Origin of the sequence: Methylobacterium sp. J-077 (assembly GCF_022829365.1) — a bacterium.
Classification (GTDB): Bacteria; Pseudomonadota; Alphaproteobacteria; order Rhizobiales; family Beijerinckiaceae; genus Methylobacterium.
Window position 1 is genome coordinate 39059 of record NZ_JAKSYJ010000215.1, and the last position, 18152, is coordinate 57210.

Below are 18152 nucleotides of genomic sequence, written 5' to 3' on the forward strand. Positions count from 1 at the left end.
GCGGGTCGGCCGGTTGTCGCGCCCCATCTGTCCCGGTGCCTGAGAGCTTGATCCGGCCGGCCCTGGCGAGGCTGGCACGGACGTCCCCTTCGGCGGGTGCCCACGGAAGATCCGCTGCACCGCTCTCCAGATCGCCCTGACGACACGGTTCCGGTGCCTGAGAGTTTCCGGGGCGGTTGCTCCGTCGGCGCCGGGTCCCCCTCTGGCGGGTGGATCCCGGTCTCTCCCGCATCGTCGCGATGGGCTGAGGATCCGATATCCCGATTCGGGGGCGCGGGAGAAGGCCGAAACTCCCGCCCCGGCGGACAGCGCGGCCGCCCTGTCACCCGCCGGGAGCGATCCCGGCGCTCGGCGGTTGACCGCGCGACGCTCAGGAGAGGCCCGATGCTGACCAGGACCGCGATCTACGAGGGCACGGTGCGCGACGGCCGCGAGGACGAGTTCTTCCGCCGGGTCCGGGACGAGCTGGAGCCGTTCTGGCGGCGCTTCCCCGGGGTCACCGCGGTGCGGGTGCAGCGCCTCATCTCCAAGGATGCCGACGCGCGGCCGATCGCCATGATCCTGGAGATGGATTTTCCGGACCAGGCGGCGCTGGACGCCTGCCTGGCCTCCTCGATCCGCCCGGAATCCCACGCCGCCACCGAGGCGGTGATGCAGATGTTCGACGGCCGGTTCTACCACCTCGTCAATGAGGCTCGGAGCCTGGACGTGGCGGGTTAGCGGATGCCGGATGCGTCCGCTTCGAAAGAACGGGCCACGCACGTGGCAGATCTATGCACGCGGATCAGAGTGCGTCAGCGCCGCGTGGGCTCAGGTCTTTGTGCCAGTTGTAGACCGGCTGCTGCCATACGGAGAGCAGGAATGATCACAGGTTGATCTGCCCGCCGCTCTCCGGCGTGCCGTCGCGTGCGTTTTCCTCACGCGCCGCGTGAGGGTTTCATGGATTGTCCGGCCCGGATTCCGGGGATACCTCAGGCGGGATCCGAACGGGACCGGGCACCATGACCCTCCAGGCTGGCCAATGCCATTGCGGCGCGGTGCGCTTCCGGGCGACCCTCGGCGACGGCTTCGACTCGATCCGCCGCTGCACCTGCTCCTATTGCCGGATGCGCGGCGCCGTGGTCGCCATGGCGGAGGCGGGCGGGATCGAGATACTGGCGGGCGCGGAGACGCTGACGAGCTACCGCTTCCACACCGGGACGGCGGAGCACTTCTTCTGTTCCCGCTGCGGGATCTACACCCACCACCAGCGGCGCTCGAACCAGGCCCTCTACGCGGTGAACGTAGCCTGCCTGGACGGGGTCAGCCCGTTCGACTTCCCCGCGGTGCCCGTGATGGACGGGGTCAACCACACCAGCGACACCGGCCAGCCGACCCGCCGGGCCGGCACGCTGCGGTTCGACCCGGCCGGCACGGATCGCGCATGAAAGGCCCGGTTTCAAAAGGTCCGTGACCTTTTGCGGGTCCAGGGCGGAGCCCTGGTGCCGGGCTTCGCCCGATCCGCCGGGGCCACGGCCCGGAGATCTTGCCCCAAGACCCCGCCAAAGGGCTGAGCCCTTTGGAAACCCGGCTGCCGCGCCGGGGCTGGATTCCGGCCGGCAGGGGTGCAAGGTCGGGGCGTCACCACGAACCGGGACGGTCCGATGAAGCTCCTCTACTCCCCCGCCTCCCCGTATGCCCGCAAGGTGCTGGTGCTGGCCCACGAGACCGGGTTGATCGACAAGATCGCCGTCACCGCCGCCGGGGCCTCGCCGACCGGCCCCTCCCCGGAGGTCGCCGCCCACAATCCGCTCGGCAAGATCCCGGCCCTGGTGCTGGAGGACGGCACCGCGCTCTACGACAGCCGGGTGATCTGCGAATATCTCGACGGGCTGTCGGCCGGCCCGCGCCTGTTCCCCGAGGGTCCGGCGCGCTGGGACGCGCTCACCCGGCAGGCGCTCGCCGACGGCCTGCTCGATGCCGCGCTGCTCACCCGCTACGAGCGGGTCCTGCGCCCGGAGGCGCAGCGCTGGGAGGCCTGGGAGGCCGGCCAGGTGGCCAAGATCACGGCGGCGCTCGACCGGTTCGAGACCCTGGTCGCCGACATGCCGGTCCTGGATATCGGCACGGTCGCGATGGCCTGCGCGCTGGGCTATCTCGACCTGCGCTTCCCCGACCTCGCCTGGCGCGAGGGGCGCCCCGCCACCGCCGCCTGGTCCGCCGTGTTCGAGGGCCGGCCCTCGATGGTCGCTACCGTGCCGAAGGTGTGAGGCCTCGGGGCTTCGCGCCCCGAACCCCGCCAAAGGGCCGCGGGCCCTTTGAAAACCCCGATTCGAGAGCATCGCCCCGAAAGGTGGCTGCCGGCTTTCGGAAAAGGCGATGCAAAATCAAAGACCTAGCGCATCATGCCGGTTTCGATACCCGGCACGATGCGCTAAGGCCGGGCCTGGACCGCGTAGGGGTGGGACGAAGCGATCGGGTCGGCGAAGAAATCTTGGACCGTTCCGGCGCCCGTCCCGAAGGTGATCAGCAAAAACCCCCCCGCCAGCGCGAAGTTCTTCAAGAAGTCCCAAAAAAGCTCGCGGCCCTTGCCGCCGGCCCAGAAGTCGCCGGGCGCCCAGAATTGCTTCCACAGCAGCGCGGTGACGCCGCAATAGCCGGCCAGCACGAAGGCCGCCGCCCGGTCGGCGGTGCCGGTGAGGATGCACAGCGACATCCCGATCTCGACGCCGAGCCCGATCAGGATCAGCAGGGTCGCCGGCGCGGTGGCGTGCACCGCCTGCCGGGCCTGGCCGACCGCGCCCTTGAAGTTGAGGATCTTGTCGAGCGCGCTGAACGGCAGGAACAGCAGCACCAGGAGCAGGCGCACGCCGAACGCGATCGCGATGCTGAGGCTGGCCATGCGCTGTCCGCCGATTCCCGATCCGGCCCCGCGGACCGCCGCTGCTCCAAGCCGCGAGCGGCGCAAAGGTTTCGGTGTCGCCGCCCGGCATGTCTTCGCGGGACCGGCCATCGGGGGCCGCGGCCGGCGCACGCTGCGCGGGCTCTGCGCGGGGAAGGCCGCGCCAGGCTTCGACGTAATTCAGCCCCGGCAGTCCCGGATCAGCCGCCGGACGAAGTCCGCGCAGGCGGCGAGCTCGTCCCGGGTCACGTATTCGTCGGCCTTGTGGGCCCGGGCGATCGAGCCCGGGCCGATCACCACCGCCGGCACGCCCCCCAGCCGCGCGAACAGCCCGCCCTCCGTGCCGTAGGAGACCTTGCCATGGGCGTTGCGCCCGGCCAGCCGCTTGGCGAGCGTCACGATCGCCGCCTCCGGGTCGGTGTCGAGGCCGGGATAGTCGATCAGCGGCTCGACCTCGACGCTGCAGGCCGGGTCCGTCTCCCGCATCAGCGGCGCCAGGGTTTCGGTGGCGTAGGCGATCGCGGCCGCCGCCAGCGCCCCGGCATCGTCGGCGCCGATCGCCCGGACCTCGAACTCGACGCTGCAGGTGTCGGGCACGATGTTGAGCGCCGAGCCGCCCCGGACCACGCTCGACAGGCCGGTGGTGTGGGGCACGTCGTAGAGCGGGTCGCGGGCGCCGTCCCGGGCGATCGCCTCCGCGGACAGCCGGACATGCTCGATGAAGCGGGCGGCGTATTCCACCGCGTTGACGCCCGCGGGCGCCAGGGCCGAATGGCTGGCCTTGCCCCGGAAGGTGAGGCGGGACGCGGACTTGCCCTTGTGCCCGACCACCACGCCCATCCCGGTGGGCTCGCCGACGAAGCAGCCGAGCGGGCGGGGCCCCCGCTCCAGCATCCGGGCGATCAGCGGGCGCACCCCGAGGCAGCCGACCTCCTCGTCGTACGAGATCGCGATGTGGAGCGGCGTCGCAAGCTCGGCCGCCACCATCTCCGGCAGCAGCGCCAGGCAGACCGCGAGAAAGCCCTTCATGTCGGAGGTGCCGCGTCCGTAGAGCCGGCCCGCCTCCTCCCGCAGGACGAACGGGTCCGACGACCAGGGCTGGCCCTCGGCCGGCACCACGTCGCTGTGCCCGGAGAGCACGTAGCCGGCCCGCGTCTCGAACGGGCCGACGCTGACGAGGAGGGCCGCCTTCGCCCCGGTGGCGTCTGGCACCCGCGCGATGGCGGCGCCGTGAGCGCGGCAATAGCCGTCCGCCCACTCGATCAGCGGCAGGTTCGAGCGGGCGCTCACGGTGTCGAAGGCCACCAGGGTCTCGAGCAGATCAACCGGATCCTGCGCGGGAGCGTTCTGGGCGGGGATCGGCATCGGGCAGCTCGCATCTTGCGGGTGAAGGCGCCCGGTATCCTACGGGGTTTTCGCGGGTTCCGGACCGGCAAAAACCTCCCTGCCATCAGGATCGCCCCGGAACCGGAAGCGCGCAGCGGCGTAGGCGGCGGATAGCCCGCGCAGCCGAGCCAGAATCATGCGCCCCGCGCCCGTCCCGATCCTGTCGGTCCTGCTGCCGGCGGCGCTGCTGCTGACGATCGCCCCGGTCGAGGCCCGCCCCCGCCCGAGGGAACCGCACCGCCGAGCGGCATCCGACATGGACGCGACGCTGGCCCGCATGGCCGAGCGCGACCGGCTCCGGGGCTGGCGGGCCTGGCAGGAACCGCGGCCCCTGGCGCGCGTCCTGCCTCCAGCCACCCGGGAGCGGGTCGCGGCTCCGCCCTTCACCGGCTGGGGCTATGGCGGCACGGTCCCGGGGGCCTGGCCCGGCTTCTGACCCGCCCCCTCCCCCGCCGAGACCGCGTCCGAGACCTGCGATGACCGCCACCACCCGTCCCGCCGCCCGGCTCACCCATGCGGCGGCGCTGACCGCCCTCCAGGCGGCCGTCGCCCATGCGGAGGCGATCGGGGTGCCGGAGAACGTCGCCTTGGTCGATGCCGACGGCAATCTGCTCGCCTTCCTGCGCATGGACGGTGCCAAGCTGCTGTCGCGGGAGAGTGCGCTCGCCAAGGCGGTCACCGCCGCCTCGAACGGCGCGCCCACCGGCCGGCTCCCCGCCGACCTCGCCGTGACGGTCGCCCTCGCCTCCGGCGGCCGGCTGACCAACCTCCCGGGGGGCCTGCCGATCGTGATCGGCGGCGCCTGCCTCGGCGGCATCGGGGTCGGCTCCGGCGCCAGCGACCAGGATGTCGCGGTGGCCCGCGCCGCCCTGCGGGCGATCGGCGCGCAGGATCCCGGCGTGGCTCCCTGAGCCGGGCGCCTCGACGACCTCTCTCGACCCTTGCCCGGCGGGCTGTCATGGTGTGGCGGGAGGCCGGGAGACAACCCACGATGGTTCTGGATTTCCGCCTGGACGATCCGACTCCGGCCGATCCGCGCCGCCGCTGGGCCGCGTTCGACCGGGACGCCCGCAGCGCCTGCTACGACAACACCCGCGCGGTCGCCGACAGTGCCGCCCAGGTGGCCGCCCGCGACGCCGCCTCGGCTGCCTACCGGGCCGCGCATCCGGCCGGTCTCGACATCCCGTACGGCCCGGGCGCCCGCAACGCCCTCGACCTCTACCCGGCTCGCGACGCCTCGGCCCCCGCCCTGGTCTTCCTCCACGGCGGCTACTGGCAGCGCGGCGCCCGGGAGCTGTTCGCCTGCTTCGCCGAGGGCCCGAACGCGGCCGGCTGGTCGGTGGCGATGGTCGGCTACACCCTCGCCCCGGAGGCGAGCCTGACCCGGATCGCGGCCGAGATCGGCGCGGCGCTCGACTGGATCGGCAGCCACGGACCCGCGCACGGGATCGGCGGCCCCCTGGTGCTGGCCGGCTGGTCGGCGGGCGCGCTGCTGGCCGGGCTGCATCTCGGCCACCCGGCGGTCGCCGCGGGGCTCGCGATCTCCGGCGTCTACGACCTCGCGCCGATCCGCCAGACCGCCCTCGACGACACGCTCAGCCTCACCGAGGCGGAGGTCGAGACCCTGTCGCCCCTGCGCCTGCCGGTGGTGGTCAAGCCGCTGTGCCTCGCCTACGGCAGCCGCGAGCTGCCGGCCCTGATCCACGACGCCCGCAACCTGCACGCCCTCCGGGCGGCGGCCCATGCGCCGGGTCCCCTGCTGCCGGTGCCCGGCGCCGAGCATTTTTCGGTGCTCGGCGAGTTGCGTCGGCCGGGCGGGATCCTGGTGCGGGCGGCGCATGCGCTGCTCGGGGGCTGAGCCCACGGGCGAGGCCGGGGATGCAGGAGGGGTGCATCTGCGCAACACACGATCGCACGACCGATGGCCCCGCGCCGGTACGGCCTTGCTGAGGCCCCCCGCGCGTGCTGAGACGGGCCGGCCCGGAGGCGGGCAGCAAGCCGGGTCCCGGGGAGAGCGGATGCAAGCAGTCGCCCGATCCGGGCCTGCAGCGGCGTCGGGATCGCAGGGCGAGCCGGCGGACCTGACCGATCCCGGCCGCCGGAAGTTCATGGTGCCGCGGTTGCGCCTGGTGCTGGCGCTGGGCTTCGGGACGCTCGGGTTCCTCGCCGCCCTGGCCTTGGCCATCCTGGTGAGCCGCGAGGCGACGCATCGGCTCGAGGCCGAGGTCGGCGGCCAGCTCGCCGAGATCGCCGGGCAGATGGCGCGCAGCCTCGATCTCGGCATGTTCGAGCGCTGGCGGGACATCCAGATCGCCGCCGCCTCGGACAGCCTGCGTGATCCCGGCACCGGGGCCGAGGCCAAGCGCGCCGTGATGGAGCGCCTCCAGGCGACCTACCCGGCCTACTCGATCATCGGGCTGATCGATCCGGACGGGCGCGTCGCGGTCACCAGCACCGGCGCGCTGGAGGGGGCCGACGTCTCCGGCCGCGATTATTTCCAGAGTGCCCGCGAAAGACCGTTCGTGGGAGACGTGCATCCGGCCAAGCTCCTGCAGTCCGCGCTGGCGCCGAGGACGCCTGACGCCGCGGCCCGCGAGCCCCTGCGCCTCCTCGACCTCGCCGCCCCGGTCCGGGCCCCGGACGGGCGCTTCGTCGGGGTGCTCGCCGCCCATCTCGACTGGACCTGGGCGCGCGACACGGCGCGCATCCTCGAAGGCGCGCTGCGGAGCCACCGCAGCGGGGCCGAGATCCTGATCCTGTCCCGGGACGGCACCGTGCTGCTCGGCCCCCCGGCCCTGCAGGGCACCCGCCTCCCCGAAACCGTGCTGTCCGGCGGGCGCGCCCTCGACCCGCAGGGCACGAGCCGGCTCGGACCCTGGCCCGACGGCCAGGCCGGCTATCTCAGCGCGAGCGCGCGCACGAACGGATACCGCGCCTATCCCGGCCTCGGCTGGCAAGTGGTGGTGCGCCAGACCGAGGACCGTGCACTGGCCGCAGTGGCGGCCCTGCGCTGGAACATCCTGGCCGCGGGCAGCGCGGTGGCGCTCGCGGCGGCCCTGCTCGCCTGGCTGCTCGCCGGCCTGATCGCCCGGCCGCTGCGGGATCTCGCGGCGGCCGCGGAGGCGCTGGGCCGCGACGCGCCGCTGCCGCCCCTGCCCCGGGCGATCGTGCGCGAGGGCGCGATGATCGCCGACGCCCTCACGGCGGCGGCGGCCGAGCTCGCCCGGCGCGCGGAGGCGCACCGCCTCCTGGTCGACGAGCTGAACCACCGGGTGAAGAATACCCTCGCCACCGTGCAGTCGATGGCGGCCCAGAGCCTCAAGCATCTCGGCGACGGCGCGGCGGCCGGGCGCGAGGCCTTCGAGGCGCGGCTGCTCAGCCTGTCCCGGGCCCACGACATCCTGACCCGGGAGAGCTGGATCGGCGCCGACCTGCGGGGGATCGCCGACCAGGCTTTTCGTCCGTTCCAGGGCGAGGCGGCGCGCGTCACCCTGGACGGGCCGGACCTGCGCCTGCCCCCCGAAATGGCGCTCGCGCTCACGATGATCCTGCACGAATTGTGCACCAACGCGGTCAAGTACGGCGCCCTCTCGGTCCCGGACGGGCGGGCGGTGCTCGGCTGGGCGCTGGAGGCCGCCCCCGGGGGCGGCCGGACCCTGCGGATCACCTGGCGCGAGCGCGGCGGCCCGCCGGTCGCCACGCCGTCGCGGCGCGGCTTCGGCACCCGCCTGCTGGAGCGCGGCTTGGCCGGACGCGACAGCGCCACCCTGGTCTACGCGCCGGGGGGCCTCGTCTATGCGGCGGCCGCACCGTTGCCCGTCGCCCTCGGACCGGACCCCGCCGCCCTGCGGATGGTCGCCCCGGTGGGCGACATCCGGCACGGGCATGGGCTGGACTGATCCGGCCCCCGTCCGCCGATCGGGACCGGCTCGCGCCCCGCCCCGCAGCGGCCGCTTGCATATGCGCGAGGCCGATTCATCCCGGCCTTCGACAGATGTCGCAGTGCCGAGGTGCGGATCCGCACAAATAAGCCGGCGATAGGGATTAAATTTTACGTTGTTTTACTGTGTTGGTCCGCACATCGACTTCGAACGGCGGCGGCTATGTTCGATTCATCGGCACGGAACGCGGTGTCCCGAGCCAGCATGACGAACACGGGTGGAGCCTTACATGACGCGCATCACGACCCGGCGCTTCCTCACCCTCGGCCTCCTGGCCGGTGCCCTGGCCGTGCCGATGGCGGCCCAGGCCGGCGAGGGCAGCCGGCAGCCCGCGGGCGGCGGCCACATGAGTTCCTACGTCAGCGATCCCGCCCACGATCCGCGCTCCCTGCATTCGCAGCGCATGGGCAGCGGCCAGATCCTCGGTGCCCCGATGGTGCATGACGGGGCCGGGGCCACGGTCTCGCGCGGCAGCGTGGTCGATCCGCACTGGGCCTCCGGCCGTGCGGAACGCCGCGCCCGGCGCTGAGCAGCCCCAGGGCCGCCCCGACCCCGGTCGGGCGGCCTCCTCCGATCTCCCGCAGGCTCGACCCGCGATGCAGTGCCGAGACGGCGCAGCGCCCGGGGTCCCGCGTGCCGATCCCCGTCCGAACCACTCTCGACCCAATTCCCTGCCGCAGAGACCGCATCCGTGAACAGCATCATCCAGGGCATCGCCAGCTTCCAGGGCAGCGTCTTCCCGGGCCAGCGCCAGATGTACCAGCAGCTCGTGCGCGACGGGCAGCACCCGAGCGCCCTGATCATCGCCTGCGCGGATTCCCGGGTCTCGCCCGAGCACATCACCCAGGCCGGGCCGGGGGACCTGTTCGTCTGCCGCAACACCGGCAACATCGTGCCCCCCGCCTCCGACGTGGTCGGCGGCGTCTCCTCGGCGATCGAGTACGCCGTGATGGCCCTGGGGGTGCGCGACATCGTCATCTGCGGCCATTCCGATTGCGGCGCCATGAGCGGCCTGATGAAGCCGGACCTCCTGAAGAAGATGCCCAGCGTCGCGGCCTGGCTGCGCCACGCCGAGGCCGCCGAGCGCATCGTCTGCGAGGCCTATCCCGAGGGGATGGACCCGCAGGAGCGCCACCGGGCGCTCGCCCTGGAGAACGTCGTGGTGCAGCTTGCCAACCTGCGCACCCATCCGAGCGTCGCCGCCGGCCTGGCCAAGGGCTCCCTGCGCCTGCACGGCTGGTTCTTCGAGATCGAGTCCGGCGCGCTCCTGGCCTATGACGGCGTCACCGGACGGTTCCGGCCGATCGCCCAGGCGGACATGCCGGTGGCCCAGGCGCCCCTGCCGGGCGACCGGATGCGGGCGGCATAGGCGCCCTGCCCTGCGCCGGACCCGCCCGTTCGGCCCGGACGGGATGTTTTCCGGGGTGTCTCGAAGCGCCGACGATTGATCGACACCCGGGCCGACGACTTTGTCCGCCTGTATAGAGTCTTCGATCCACGATCTTGGCATCCGGTTAAGCCTGAATCTTCGCGCCCTTTTAAGATGCCGTCGTCACACTCGCCCGGTCCGGCCGTCCCGTGAGTTCGGGATCCGCCGGACGCGCGTCCTCGGCAGGGAGCTTCGTCGATGCTCAGGTTCCTCGCGGCCCCGATCGTCTGCCTGGTCCTGACCGGGGCCGCCCCTGCGCAGGACCGGCCCGACGGCGGCCCCTCGATGGCGGCGAGCCTGGGGTCCGAGCCCCGCATCCTCCTCGACAGCCTCGCGCTGCGTCACCCGGAGCCCGAGGCCGCCCAGACCACCTCGGCCCTGAAGAGCCCGGCGGACCTGCCCAAGGAGGCGCTCCGGGCGGCCCCCAGGCCCTGGTGCGCGCAGGACAGGCGCGTCGGCACCGGCGCCGGCTTCTGCCTGATCAACTGAGGCCCGATGGGTCGCTCACGAGCCTGCGGAAACCGGGATTGGCTCCAAGACCTCGTCCGCCTCCGGGGCGCAGGCGAGGGAGGCGACGAGCAGCACCAGGACGGCCGCGACGATCACCGCGGCGACGAGCATTCGGGTGAGGATCTCCGCGTGCCCCCGGGCGGCGTGGATCACCGCACAGCCCAGCGCGAAGGCGCAGGCCTGCACGGCCGGGGCGACCAGAGCCGTCGTCACGGCCCTGCCTCCGGTCCGGCCGAGCGGGATCGCGTGTCGCTGTGCATGGCTCCCGATCTCCCGCTCACGATCCCCGGGCCGCCAGTCTCGATCGACCGACCGCGCCCGCGACGATTCGATTCGGGCGATCGGGGATTCTACGGGGCGGGATCGCGGCCGCGCGTCCCCCAAATGGGTCAACAGGAGCCATGATCGGCTCAAGGGCGCGCGGCGTCACGCCATCGTGACCGGCCCGCGGCGATACACGCTCCCTCCGTCACATCCTCAGGCCTCCGGATCGTGGCTCCCCGCGGACGAAGAATCCGCCTCCCCGGCCAGGGTATAGGTGGCCTCGGCGACCCGGCGCAGGGGTCCCCCGGGGCCGGCGCGCTTCCACAGGCGGGTGTTGAGGGCCGCCACCGGGTCGCGCCCCGGCAGGGTGAAGCCGCGGACCAGAAGGATCTCCAGGATCTCGCCCGCATGCAGCGGCCGCCCCGCCGCCAGGATCGCCCCGCAGGCCGCCTCCATCAGCGCCCGGCCGTAGCGGCGGGCCCCCGCCGCATCCTCCGTGAAGGCGATCGCCGGCGGGATCCCGTCCGGCTCCTCGCGCGCCGGGAGGGGCCGGGCTCCGTGCGGTGCGGCGGACCAGGCCTCGGGCCGGGTCGGGTTCGGGACCGGCCGAGCGGTGGACGGCGGACCGGGATCGACCGGGATGTCGCGGGCCGTACCCCCCCGCGGTTCCGGCGCCGGACGGGCCGTGCGGCCTGCGCCGACGTCTTCGTCCCGATCGGGGGCGGCCGGCCTGCTCGCCGCACCGCTCAGGCGCCGGCCGAGTTCCAAGTAGAGCACGAGATCGGCGATCTCCCGGTCGAGCGCCTCGCGCTGCCGCCGCAGCACGGCGAGCCGCGCCTCGATCTCGTCCTCCGACAGGCCCATACCGTGTTCCCTTCAGCCGGACGGAACAGGTAGCGTATTCCGCGCTGGTTGGGAATAGATTTCGCCGTTCCGTCTGATAGGGAATTTTGTGCTCGGAAAAGAATAAGCGGATCCCCGTTCCATTCCCAATTCAGGCGCTAAAGTCCCTGCGCCGGGCCTTCGTTCCCTTCACGGAGGTCGGTCGCGGCGGCACCAGCAGCGCGCTCGGATCGGCCGGGTGCAGGGTCAGGCCGCCATCGTCGAGCACGATCGGCAGGCGCGGGAACACCTCGCGCAGATGCGCCAGATCCGCCTTGAACGCCTGCCGGAAGCTGCGGATCGAGGCGTTCTCGGCCCCGAACTGCCCGTGCAGGTTGGTCCAGGTCAGCCGCAGCGGGCGCTGCAGGGACCGCAGCCGGTAGCCGGTCCAGAACAGCAGGTCGAGCTTGCGCGCCGAGCCGGAAAACGCCCGGGCCGCCCGCACGTCCACCGGCAGCGCGTGCTTGATCAGCGTCTCGTAGAATTCCGGATCGAACCGCACGGTCCGTCCCGCCTCGTCCTCGCCCTCCCCGGCCCGGGGCTTCCACAATTCCAGGCTGCGGAACGGTGGGACGTTGAGGGTGGTGGCGCTGTCGCGCCCGTCCCAGAGGCCGATCTGCATGGTGCAGGCGGCCAGCCGGTTGAGCTGCTCCTTGAACTGCCGGATGGTGCCACGCTCGCCCCCGGTGACGGCGAAGCCCATCTCGCGCATGAAGCCCGAGAGCGTCTCGGCGACCTTCACGGTCGGGCTGCGCTGGCGCACCGCCTCGGTGCAGAGGTGCAGCAGCACCAGCCTGGCCTTCGGCCCGTAGGGCAGCCCCTGCGGCTCGAAGGCGCCGGTCTCCGGATCCTTGATCCGCCCGGCCATCAGGCTCAGCGAATTGCGCCCGTAGGTGCGGGTGAATTCGCGCACCGGCCCGGGATCGCGATAGGGCAGGCCGCACAGAGCCAACACCGAGTGGATGTGCTGCAGGCTCGACGGCAGGGCCGGCTCGTTCTCGATGACGAGGCGCACCGCGTCGCGGCGGCGCTGGTCGCGCGACAGCTGGGCGCGGCGGAGTTCCTGCTCCCCGAGAACGGCGGCCTCGGCATCGCGTTCGCGCTGGCGGTGCAGCACGTGCTCGACGATCTGGGCGAACAGGAAGCCGCCGCGCGCCGCTTCGATCTCGGCCCGCAGATCCGCATCGTGGATCGCGGCGATTTTTTCCTCGACGCCCATCGCCCCTCAGCCCGAGCCACACGCGGGCCCACCGCTCTGGAAGGCGGAGCGACGGCCCGATCCTGCCATGCCACGATTCGCCGGCCGGGGCTCCGGTGGGATCCGGCTTGTCCCGGCAATCCCCGTTTCCCCGCCCCGTTTCCCCGCCCCGTTTCCCGGAGGCGGTGCCGGCGCAGAGTTGCATACGGGGGGATCCGGGCCTCCGATCTGCGCAGAGTTCGATACGCCCGGGGTCCGGCATTCTATCCCCGCATTCCACCGATTCAGCCCGGAATCCGCGCCGAATCCGATACGGAACCGCGCAGACTTCGATACGCGCACCGGCCGGATCCGCGCAGACTCCGATACGGGACAGCGCAGAGTCGCATACACACCTGCGCAGAGTCGGATACGGAAACAGCCTGCAAACCCTTGGTCTGCATGATAAAATCACCACTGCATATAGTCTTCCGAACTGACTCTCTGAAAGATTCTATCTTGATAGTTTTCCTACTTAACGGCGAGCTCGTTCGCTCTGAAGAACAAGTTGAGTTCCCTCGATCACCACACGGTTTGAAGGGAATATACCCGATCCATCCACAGACCGGAGGCCTGCGGACCGGAAAGACGGTGAGAGAATCGATCTCACGCCCGACCGTGGTGCGGTCTTTCAAGGAGCCTCGGCTTGACGCGGGCGACGCCGCCCGGTTTCTCGGCGCGATCCATTCAGAGAAGGCCGCGCCGATGCTCCCCTCCCCGATCGCGCTCCGATGACCGGCCGTCGCAACGACGGCCGCCCCGGCGGACCATCCCGCTCCGGGTTCCGACCCGGCTTTCGGCCCGGCGGCCGTCCCGGCGGATCCGGACCCCGGCCCGAATCCGGCGCACCCGACGGCTCGGCCGTGCTCTACGGCTGGCATCCGGTGGTGCAGGCGCTCGGCAATGCCGAGCGCGGGCTGCACCGGCTGCTCGCCACCGAGAACGCCGCCGCCCGGCTGACCGAGGAATTCGGCGACGGCCTGCGGATCACCCCCGAGCTGGTGCGGCCGAGCGAGATCGGCCGCCTGCTCGGGCCGGACGCGGTGCACCAGGGCCTGTATCTCGAGGCCGAGCCCCTGCCCGCCCCCGGCCTCGACGACCTGCCGGCCGATGCCCTGCTGCTGGCGCTGGACCAGATCACCGACCCGCACAACGTCGGGGCGATCGTCCGCACGGCCGCAGCCTTCGGGGTCGCCGGCATCGTCACCACGGTGCGGCACGCGCCGGGCGCCACCGGGGTCCTGGCGAAATCCGCCTCGGGCGGCCTGGAACACGTCCCCTTCGTCACCGTCCGCAACCTGGCGGAGGCGCTGATCGAGCTGGGCGAGCGCGGCTACACCCGGATCGGCCTCGATTCCGACGCGCCAGCGAGCCTCGACACCCTCACCATCGCCCGGCCGCTGGTGATCGTCCTCGGGGCGGAGGGCAAGGGCCTGCGGGAGCGGACCCGGACCTGCTGCGACATCCTGGCCCGGATCCCGTTCTCGGGGGCGATCCGCAGCCTCAACGTCTCGAACGCCGCCGCCATCACGCTCTACGCGCTCGGCCGGCCGCCGGCCTGAACTAGGCCCGGATACGGTCCGGAAACCAAAAATCGCCTGTCGAATCCGGGTGATGACCTAGGCAATTCCAGCAACGTCCCGTAGAAGATCACAGAGAGGGAGCGTTGACTGGTAGGCGTGCGCCGGATGCTGGACGATGCTTTTACGTATGGTGGTGGGGCCACCAGCCTGATCGCCGTCGGCGTGTGGCTATGGCTCGCCCGGCGGGCCGTTCCGAGCTTCGAATCCTTCGTGAAGGGTTTTGACGACGAGCTGCGTCTCGGCGCCACCGCGGACGAGCGCGCCCGCAGCGCGCGCTGGTACCAGATCCGCCAGGCGGCCGTGGCGCTGACCGCCGTGGCCGCCCTGTGCCTATCGATCGGCCTCGCGATCCCCGACTGAGCGGCAAGAATCCCGGATTCAAAAGGTCTGAGACCTTTTGCGGGACCAGGGCAGAGCCCTGGTCCATCGGGGCTCTGCCCCGAAAACCCCGCCAAAGGGCTGAGCCCTTTGGAAACCTCGTCTTTGACGGTCAGGCGATGGGCGGATCCAGGGCCGCGGCGTGCGCGGCGATCGCACCCGCCGTGGTGATCCAGATCCGGTCCCGGTGGGCCGCGATATGCGCGAGCGCCGCCCGCAGGGGCCGCAGTCGGTGGGGCTGTCCGACGATGTAGGGATGGAGCGCGATGCCCATCACCAGGGGCGCGGCAGCGGATTGGTCCAGCATCTCGTCGAAGGCGTCGACGATCGCGTCGGCGAAGTCCCGGCCGGTCTCCTTGCGGGCTACGATCGCCGGGATGTCGTTCAGCTCCTGCGGATAGGGCATGGCTAGGATCCGGCCGCCGCCCCGGGTCGCCATCCAGGTCGGCTGGTCGTCATGGCACCAGTCGAGCAGGTAGCGGTAGCCAGCCTCGGCCAGCAGGTCCGGCGTGACCCGCGATTGCGAGATCCACGGGCCGAGCCAGCCGGCCGGCGCCCTACCCTCCTCCCGGGTCAGGATCGCGGTGGCCTGCGCGATCAGGGCGCGCTCCTCCGCCTCGGACAGGGTCCCCTGCCGCTCGGCATTGGTGCGGCCGTGGCCGACGATCTCGTCGCCCCGGGCCCGGAACGCTTCGATCAGGCCCGGGCAGTCCCGATAGAGCCGGCTGTTGACCAGCACGCTGGCGGGCAGGCCGAGACCGTCGAGGGTATCCCGCAGCCGCCAGGCCCCGACCCGGTTGCCCCAGTCGCGCCAGGCGTAGTTGAGCACGTCGGGCTGCGGGCCGCCCGGCGCCAGCTCGGCCCCGAGCCCCGACCCGAAATCGAAGGTCTCGAGGTTGAGGCCGACATAGACGGCGAGCCGCCTGCCCCCGGGCCAGTCGTAGACCGGCCGGTCCGGAAGGGCGCTGTAGCGGTAGCGGCCGTGCTGCGCAGCCGAGGCAGAATCATCCATCGCGGGTCCAGTGTCCGGGGGCGCCCGAGCAGATAGGCCGGATCCGGGCCGCCGCCACGCCTGTTCCGACGGGCGGGCCTGCTGTACCGGGTCGGAAACGGGATCGCGGGCGCCGCGGTCCGGGTGCCGAGGAAGGATCCGCCGTGCCGTTGGCCGAGACATCTCAGGGAGACGGGCGAGCGGTCGTCTCGAACATCGCCGCGCGCCTCGAGCGACTGCCGATGTCGCGCTACCAGCGCAGGATCTTCGCGGTCATCGCGTCCGCCTGGCTGGTCGACCAGATCGACGTGGCGCTCCTGACCTTCCTGCTCGGCTCGATCGTGGTGGCGTTCGGGTTAAGCCCCACGGAGGCCGGCCAGCTCGCCGCCATGACCTTCGCGGGCCAGCTCGTCGGCAACGTCGTCGCCGGCACCGCCTCCGACCGGTTCGGCCGCAAGGCGGTGTTCCAGGTGACCATGGTGGTCTGGGGCCTGGCGAGCCTCGCGGCAGCCACCGCCTGGAGCCTGCCGGTGCTGATGGCCTGCCGGTTCCTGATCGGGGCGGGCGTCGGCGGCGAGGCGCCGGTGGCGCAGGCGATGGTCTCGGAAATCGTCCCGGCCCCCGTGCGCGGCAAGTACATCGCGATCCTGGAGGGGTTCTGGGCGGTGGGCTACGTCCTGTCGGGGGCGATCAGCTTCTTCGTGCTGCCCCATCTCGGCTGGCGCTGGGCCTTCGTGGTGGTCGGCCTGCTGTCGCTGGTGGTGCTCGCGGTGCGCCGGAACATGCCCGAATCGCCCCGCTGGCTCGCCGAATCCGGCCACCACGCGGAGGCCGAGGCGGTGATGGCCACGATGGAGCGCGCGGTCGAGCGCGCCACCGGCCGCCCCCTGCCCCCGGTCACCCCGCAGATCGCCGCCGCGGTGGCCGAGGCGGTCCCCGCTCCGCGGCTGAGCGCGGTGGCGACCTTGTTCGCGCCCGCCTACCGGATGCGCACCGTGATGGCCTTTGGGCTGTGGTTCTTCGCGTTGATCGGCTTCTTCGGGCTCAATTCCTGGATCGCGGTGCTGCTCAAGGAGCGCGGCTTCTCGATCGTCGGCTCGGTGGGCTTCGTGACCCTGATCACGCTCGGCGGCATCCCGGGCTTCGCCACCGCGGCCGTGCTGCTCGAGCGGATCGGCCGCAAGCCGACCACGGCCCTGTTCCTGATCTGCGCGGCCGCGGCGGCCTGGCTGTACGGCAACGCCGCCGGCGAGACCTGGCTGTTCGTGTCCGGCTTCGTGATGCAGTTCTTCATGTTCGGCATGTGGAGCTGCCTCTACGCCTACACCCCGGAACTGTACCCGACCCGGGCCCGGGCCACCGGGGCCGGCTTCGCCTCGGCCTTCGGGCGGATCGGCGCCATCCTGGGGCCGATGATCGTGCCGGTGCTGGTCCGCGATTACGGCCCGGCCACCGCCTTCCAGGTCGGCGCCGGCGGCTTCCTGATCGCCGCGATCCTGGTGCTCACCCTCGGGGTCGAGACCCGCGGCAAGGTGCTGGAGGCGGTCTCGCAGTGACGAGACCCGCCTGCCAGGGACGAGATTGGGTTTCCAAAGGGCTCAGCCCTTTGGCGGGGTTCAGGGGCGGAGCCCTTGAGCGCACGGCCCGAGGCCCGATAGCAGGGCTCCGCCCTGCACCCGCACAAGGTCTCGACCTTGTGGATCCCGTCACAACCATGGAGTCCCAAAAAAATGCCCGTCGTGGACATACGCAGCCGGCCGACCTTCCTGCACAAATTCTTCGGCGCCGAGCCCGACACGCCGGAATTCGGCGTCGCCCGCTGGCTGAACGCCCGGGTCGGCAGCCGCGAGGTCGAGCACTTCACCCGCGGCGCGACCATCGAGGGGTTCCGCGCCGAGATGGACGGGGCCGGGATCGACGTCGCCGTGATGGTCGCCCGCTCGGTGCCGGGGGTCCGGATCTCGAACGACGCCCTCGCGCAGGCCGCCGGGCACGATCCGAAGCGGCTGATCGGCATCGCCTCGGTGGATCCGGTGAAGCTCGGCCGCAAGGCCGCGGTGGCGGAAGCCAAGCGCGCGGTGACCGAGCTCGGCTTCAAGGGGATCAACCTCGATGCCGGCTTCTACCGCGACGGCATGCGGGCCGACGACGAGCGGCTGATGCCGCTCTACGAGCTGTGCCAGAGCCTCGAGGTCCCGGCCTTTGTGATGTCCGGCCCGACCACCCCGGACCTGCGCCTCAACGACCCGCTGGCGGTGGACCGGGTCGCCAAGACCTTCCCGAAGCTGCCGATCGTGTGCTGCCACGGATTCTACCCGCACGTCGCCGAGATGGTGACCGTGGCCTTCCGCAACGAGAACGTGTTCGTCTCCCCGGACATGTACACGTTCGCGCCCGGGGGTGGCCTCTATGTCGAGGCGGCGAACGGCTTCATGAGAGACCAGTTCCTGTTCGGCTCCTCGTTCCCGTTCCGGCCGATGCGCCAGGGCGTCGAGGATTTTCGCGCCCTCGGCCTCTCGGAGGACGCTCTGGACGCCGCCCTCTGGCGCAACGCCGACCGCCTGCTCGACCTCGGCCTGGCCGAAGCCTAGTCCCGGGTTTCCAAAGGGCTCAGCCCTTTGGCGGGGTTCAGGGGCGGAGCCCTTGAGAGACCAGGGCTCTGCCCTGGAC

20 protein-coding genes and 2 riboswitches are annotated in these 18152 nt (G+C 71.9%); of the genes, 14 read left to right on the forward strand and 6 right to left on the reverse strand.

The window, feature by feature from the left end; genetic code table 11:
* Positions 1 to 25 precede the first annotated feature (25 nt).
* A riboswitch (glycine riboswitch) is annotated at positions 26 to 132 on the reverse strand.
* A gap of 3 nt (positions 133 to 135) precedes the next feature.
* A riboswitch (glycine riboswitch) is annotated at positions 136 to 239 on the reverse strand.
* 145 nt (positions 240 to 384) lie between these two features.
* The 3 genes from MKL11_RS26140 to MKL11_RS26150 all read left to right on the forward strand — a co-directional run bounded on the left by MKL11_RS26140 (position 385) and on the right by MKL11_RS26150 (position 2249).
* Positions 385 to 720, forward strand: coding sequence for a hypothetical protein (locus MKL11_RS26140; protein ID WP_243948609.1), 336 nt, complete (start codon positions 385 to 387; stop codon positions 718 to 720).
* 281 nt (positions 721 to 1001) lie between these two features.
* Positions 1002 to 1427 (forward strand): GFA family protein, encoded by a 426-nt coding sequence (locus tag MKL11_RS26145; protein WP_243948610.1) that lies wholly within the window; start codon positions 1002 to 1004, stop codon positions 1425 to 1427.
* Positions 1428 to 1643: 216 nt separating this feature from the next.
* Positions 1644 to 2249 carry a glutathione S-transferase gene (locus MKL11_RS26150; protein ID WP_243948613.1) on the forward strand — a complete coding sequence of 202 codons (606 nt, stop codon included), beginning with the start codon at positions 1644 to 1646 and terminating at the stop codon, positions 2247 to 2249.
* A gap of 164 nt (positions 2250 to 2413) precedes the next feature.
* Here the strand turns inward: MKL11_RS26150 and MKL11_RS26155 are convergent, their stop codons facing one another.
* Complete coding sequence (locus MKL11_RS26155) at positions 2414 to 2881, reverse strand: DoxX family membrane protein (protein WP_243948616.1); 468 nt, start codon at positions 2879 to 2881, stop codon at positions 2414 to 2416.
* A 180-nt stretch (positions 2882 to 3061) separates the two neighbouring features.
* The gene (argE, locus tag MKL11_RS26160; protein ID WP_243948617.1) at positions 3062 to 4246 is read right to left on the reverse strand and encodes an acetylornithine deacetylase; all 1185 of its coding nucleotides are present in this window, start codon (positions 4244 to 4246) and stop codon (positions 3062 to 3064) included.
* A 157-nt stretch (positions 4247 to 4403) separates the two neighbouring features.
* On the opposite strand from argE, the gene MKL11_RS26165 reads away from it, so the two are divergent.
* From MKL11_RS26165 to MKL11_RS26195, 7 genes are all read left to right on the forward strand, one after another.
* A complete protein-coding gene (locus MKL11_RS26165; protein ID WP_243948619.1) occupies positions 4404 to 4703 on the forward strand; it encodes a hypothetical protein in 300 nt (99 codons plus the stop codon).
* Positions 4704 to 4743: 40 nt separating this feature from the next.
* Entirely contained in the window at positions 4744 to 5178 is a 435-nt protein-coding gene (locus MKL11_RS26170) for a GlcG/HbpS family heme-binding protein (protein ID WP_243948622.1), read from the forward strand.
* A gap of 80 nt (positions 5179 to 5258) precedes the next feature.
* Positions 5259 to 6125: an alpha/beta hydrolase gene (locus MKL11_RS26175; RefSeq protein WP_243948624.1), complete on the forward strand. Its 867-nt coding sequence runs from the start codon at positions 5259 to 5261 to the stop codon at positions 6123 to 6125.
* 160 nt (positions 6126 to 6285) lie between these two features.
* Complete coding sequence (locus MKL11_RS26180; RefSeq protein WP_243948626.1) at positions 6286 to 8166, forward strand: sensor histidine kinase; 1881 nt, start codon at positions 6286 to 6288, stop codon at positions 8164 to 8166.
* Positions 8167 to 8437: 271 nt separating this feature from the next.
* A complete protein-coding gene (locus MKL11_RS26185) occupies positions 8438 to 8737 on the forward strand; it encodes a hypothetical protein (RefSeq protein WP_243948628.1) in 300 nt (99 codons plus the stop codon).
* A 162-nt stretch (positions 8738 to 8899) separates the two neighbouring features.
* On the forward strand, positions 8900 to 9577 hold the full coding sequence (locus MKL11_RS26190) for a carbonic anhydrase (protein WP_243948630.1): 678 nt from the start codon (positions 8900 to 8902) through the stop codon (positions 9575 to 9577).
* A 258-nt stretch (positions 9578 to 9835) separates the two neighbouring features.
* Positions 9836 to 10126: a hypothetical protein gene (locus MKL11_RS26195; protein ID WP_243948632.1), complete on the forward strand. Its 291-nt coding sequence runs from the start codon at positions 9836 to 9838 to the stop codon at positions 10124 to 10126.
* A gap of 15 nt (positions 10127 to 10141) precedes the next feature.
* On the opposite strand, the gene MKL11_RS26200 is transcribed toward MKL11_RS26195, so the two are convergent.
* The 3 genes from MKL11_RS26200 to MKL11_RS26210 all read right to left on the reverse strand — a co-directional run bounded on the left by MKL11_RS26200 (position 10142) and on the right by MKL11_RS26210 (position 12512).
* Positions 10142 to 10360, reverse strand: a complete 219-nt coding sequence (locus tag MKL11_RS26200; RefSeq protein WP_243948641.1) for a hypothetical protein — start codon at positions 10358 to 10360, stop codon at positions 10142 to 10144.
* Between the two features lie 264 nt (positions 10361 to 10624).
* Positions 10625 to 11275 (reverse strand): hypothetical protein, encoded by a 651-nt coding sequence (locus MKL11_RS26205; protein WP_243948643.1) that lies wholly within the window; start codon positions 11273 to 11275, stop codon positions 10625 to 10627.
* A 130-nt stretch (positions 11276 to 11405) separates the two neighbouring features.
* A complete protein-coding gene (locus tag MKL11_RS26210) occupies positions 11406 to 12512 on the reverse strand; it encodes a replication protein RepA (protein WP_243948646.1) in 1107 nt (368 codons plus the stop codon).
* Positions 12513 to 13261: 749 nt separating this feature from the next.
* Here MKL11_RS26210 and MKL11_RS26215 point away from each other — a divergent pair.
* Together MKL11_RS26215 and MKL11_RS26220 are read left to right on the forward strand one after the other, a co-directional pair.
* Positions 13262 to 14092, forward strand: coding sequence for a TrmH family RNA methyltransferase (locus MKL11_RS26215; protein WP_243948648.1), 831 nt, complete (start codon positions 13262 to 13264; stop codon positions 14090 to 14092).
* Between the two features lie 126 nt (positions 14093 to 14218).
* Positions 14219 to 14473: a hypothetical protein gene (locus MKL11_RS26220; protein ID WP_243948650.1), complete on the forward strand. Its 255-nt coding sequence runs from the start codon at positions 14219 to 14221 to the stop codon at positions 14471 to 14473.
* A gap of 130 nt (positions 14474 to 14603) precedes the next feature.
* Here the strand turns inward: MKL11_RS26220 and MKL11_RS26225 are convergent, their stop codons facing one another.
* On the reverse strand, positions 14604 to 15503 hold the full coding sequence (locus MKL11_RS26225) for a polysaccharide deacetylase family protein (RefSeq protein ID WP_243948651.1): 900 nt from the start codon (positions 15501 to 15503) through the stop codon (positions 14604 to 14606).
* Between the two features lie 143 nt (positions 15504 to 15646).
* On the opposite strand from MKL11_RS26225, the gene MKL11_RS26230 reads away from it, so the two are divergent.
* Entirely contained in the window at positions 15647 to 17038 is a 1392-nt protein-coding gene (locus MKL11_RS26230) for an MFS transporter (protein WP_243948654.1), read from the forward strand.
* 174 nt (positions 17039 to 17212) lie between these two features.
* A complete protein-coding gene (locus MKL11_RS26235; RefSeq protein ID WP_243948656.1) occupies positions 17213 to 18073 on the forward strand; it encodes an amidohydrolase family protein in 861 nt (286 codons plus the stop codon).
* Positions 18074 to 18152 lie beyond the last annotated feature (79 nt).